The 3,525-nt window shown below is 67.3% G+C and carries 2 protein-coding genes; both read left to right on the forward strand.

Annotation, left to right across the window (positions count from 1 at the left end):
• The first annotated feature begins 221 nt into the window (after positions 1–221).
• Positions 222–1,136, forward strand: coding sequence for a type II secretion system protein GspC (gene gspC / locus D7W81_RS40410; RefSeq protein ID WP_208721674.1), 915 nt, complete (start codon positions 222–224; stop codon positions 1,134–1,136).
• Between the two features lie 28 nt (positions 1,137–1,164).
• On the forward strand, positions 1,165–3,525 hold a 2,361-nt coding region (gene gspD / locus D7W81_RS40415; RefSeq protein ID WP_120560639.1), incomplete at its 3' end, for a type II secretion system secretin GspD.

Consider the following 3,525-nt stretch of genomic DNA (forward strand, 5'->3'; position numbering starts at 1 on the left):
CCCCCCACCAACGGGGACTGACAGGCCGTCACACCGGCCCCCGCCCCCTTTTGACAATTTGTCCCGACGTCCTGTCCCGGCCGTCCTCCTGGCCGGGGCCCCGTCCTATTCCGAAATAATTTCAAGGACTTGGCCGTAAGTCGTGGGTTTGACGCCCGCCCAGCGATGGCACCTGCCTTGCTCAAGGTCCCATGTGGGGCTGGCTTTCTCCCGGAAGCGTGATGGAAACCTTCTTTCGCAAGTACTTCTGGAGCGTGAACCTGTTGTTCATCCTGCTCGTCGCCCTGCTGGCGGCGCGCACGGTGAACCTGTTCGTCGAATCCTCCATCTCCCCCGCGCCCGCGTCCGAGGCTCCCGCCCGCGTCGCGCAGCGCACCCACGCCGCGGACAGCGGCCTGGCCACCATCGACGCGGAGCGCCTGTCGCGCCTCACCGGCGTGAAGCTTCCCGCGGAAGAGGTCGCGGTGAAGGAGCCCACGACGCCGGAGTTCGACGCCAACGCCCCGCCGGCCAAGAGCGGCCTGCGCGTGAAGCTCTTGGGCACGCTCGTCGCGGCCAACCCGGACTGGTCCTTCGCGTCCATCCAGGACATGACCACGCAGCGCTCGCAGACGTACATGATCGGCAACAACCTGATGGGCGCCACGGTCATGGAGATCGAACGCGAGCGCGTCATCATCAACAACAACGGCCGGCGCGAGTTCATCGACGGGCAGCCCGGTGACGGCGCCGTCGCCGCCTACACCCCGCCCCCCGTGGCCACGCCCGCCGCCACCGCTCCCAACTCCCTGGGCAACGGCATCAAGTCCACGGGTGAGAACGAGTACGAAGTCCCCAAGGCCGAAATCGACAAGACGTTGAGCAACCTCAACGACGTGGCGATGCAGGCGCGCATCGTGCCGGCCTTCAAGGACGGCCAGGCGGTGGGCTTCAAGCTGTTCTCCATCCGCCCGGACAGCATCTATTCGAAGATCGGCGTCCAGAACGGTGACGTCATCCGCCGCATCAACGGCTTCGACATGAACAGCCCCGAGAAGGCGCTGGAGATCTACTCGAAGCTGAAGGACTCCTCCCGCATCGAGATCGAGATCGAGCGCAACGGCGCGCCGATCCGCAAATCCTACAACGTCCGTTAAACACCCCCGTCAAAGCGCCCGCTCCTCCATGAAGACGACGCTCCCGTCCTGGCTGCTCTGTCTGTGCCTCGCGCTCCCCGGCTTCGCGTGGGCACAGCGCCGTCCTACCCAGCCCGGTACCCCGGCCCCCGCTCCCGCGGCCCAGGGCGAACGTGACCGGACCATCACCCCGCAGGGCAACGGCACCGCCGCGCCCGCCGAAAGCCAGGGCCCCCGTCAGGTGCCCTCGTGCGAGCAGGCCCGGCGCAACGCGCGCTACGGCATCTACTTCGACAAGGTGGACATCGAGAAGCTCGTCCAGACCGTGTCGGACGCCACCTGCCGCACCTTCATCCTCCCGGAGAACGTGCGCGGGAAGATCTCCATCATCGGTCCGGAGAACGGCCGCGTGGAGGTGGACGCGGACTCGTTCTACTCCGCGTTCCTCGCCGCCCTGGACGCGAACGGCCTGGCCGTCTACCCGTACGGCCGCTTCCTGAAGATCGTCGACAAGCGCTCGGCGAAGCAGAACCCCATCCCGACCATCGTGGACGACGAGACTCCGTACACGACGAACGAGCAGATGGTCACCAAGCTGTTCAAGATCAAGTACGTGGAGGTGGAGCCGCTGCGCGGCGTCCTCCAGCAGCTCGTGTCCAAGGACGGCGACACCATCCCGTACCCGCCGGACACCATCATCGTCAACGACGTGGGCTCCAACATCCACCGCCTGGAGCGCCTGATCAACCAGCTGGACAGCCGCTCCTCCAGCGACGAGATGCGCATCATCCAGGTGCAGTACGCCACCGCGCAGGACGTGGCCAACACCATCCAGAAGCTCTTTGAAGCCAAGGCCGGCGCGGGCGGCCGCGCGGGCCAGCGCCCCGGCAACTTCACGCAAGGCCAGCCCGGCCAGCCTCCCCCCGGCGCGGAGGGCGTGGCCGGCGGCGGCACCGACACGGGCGGCGCGGCCACCCTGTCGCAGATCATCCCGGACGAGCGCACCAACAAGCTCATCATCGTCGCCAGCCCCGCCGCCTTCGGCCGCATCCAGGACCTGGTGCGCGAGGTGGACATCCCGTCCGGCAGCGGCAACAAGATCAACGTCTACCCGCTGGAGAACGCGAACTCGGAGGAGCTGGCCAGCACGCTCCAGTCGCTCGCGCAGGGCACCGCCAACCGCCCCCAGCGCGGCCCCATCCCGCAGCAGCCGCAGGGCCTGCCGCGCGCGCCCGCCCAGGCCGCGGAGCTCTTCAGCGGCGAGGTGAAGATCTCCGCCGACAAGGGCACCAACTCGCTGGTCATCGTCGCCAGCCAGGGCGACTACAAGAACATGGTCCAGATCATCCAGCAGCTGGATCAGCCGCGCCGCCAGGTGTTCGTGGAGGCGGTGATCATGGAAGTGAACCTGGACCGCAACAGCGAGTTCGGCATCAACTTCCACCAGGGCTTCAGCCTCAAGACGGACGACGGCGCCATCCCCGGCATCCTGGGCACCAACTACTCCGGTGGCTCCATCCCGCCGTCCTTCTCCCTGGCGAACCTGGCCAGCATGGGCGGCTTCCTCGCCGGCATCCAGGGCCCCGTCCTGCCGGAGCTCAAGGCGCTGGGCATCGACATCCCGGCCTTCGGCGTGGTGCTCAACGCCATGCAGCAGTCGTCCGACGTGAACGTGCTGTCCACGCCGCACCTGCTCACCAGCGACAACGAGGAGGCCGAAATCACGGTGGGCCAGAACGTGCCCTTCCAGTCCGGCTTCACCCCGTCCGCGCTGGGCAGCTCGCTCGGCGGCGCCGGCGCCGGCGCCAACGGCGGCATCAATCCGTCGCTGCTGGGTTCGCTGGGCGGCCTGGGGTCGCTGTACGCGCCCATCACCCGCCAGAACGTGGAGCTGAAGCTCACCGTCAAGCCGCAGATCAACGAGAGCGACTTCATCCGGCTCGTCATCACCGAGCAGACGGAGGAGATCGCCTCCTCCGACCCCGTCCTGGGCCCCACCACGTCGAAGCGCAGCGCCAAGACGACGGTCATCGCCAAGGACATGGAGACGGTGGTGATTGGCGGCATCATGCAGGACCGCACGCTGGAGTCCGTCTCCAAGGTGCCGGTGCTGGGTGACATCCCCCTGCTGGGCCACCTGTTCCGCGACACCACGCGCCGCAAGACGAAGACGAACCTGCTGCTCTTCCTGACGCCCTACATCATCCGGGGCCAGGAGGACTTCCGCCGCATCTTCGAGCGCAAGATGAAGGAGCGGCAGCAGTTCGTGGAGCAGTTCTACGGCCAGGTCCCCGGCTACGACGTCGCGGTGGACTTCAGCCGCAAGCCCGGCCCCCTGTCGCGCATGAACCAGTCCGTTATCAAAGAAGAGCAGCGGGTGGAGAACGGCGGCAGTGGCACGTCCAACGAG

Source organism: Corallococcus aberystwythensis, from assembly GCF_003612165.1.
Classification (GTDB): Bacteria; Myxococcota; Myxococcia; order Myxococcales; family Myxococcaceae; genus Corallococcus; species Corallococcus aberystwythensis.

Excerpts from the sequence above, each read along its gene's own strand:
- gspC (WP_208721674.1), top strand. The coding sequence starts at position 222 with ATGGAAACCTTCTTTCGCAAGTACTTCTGGAGCGTGAACCTGTTGTTC.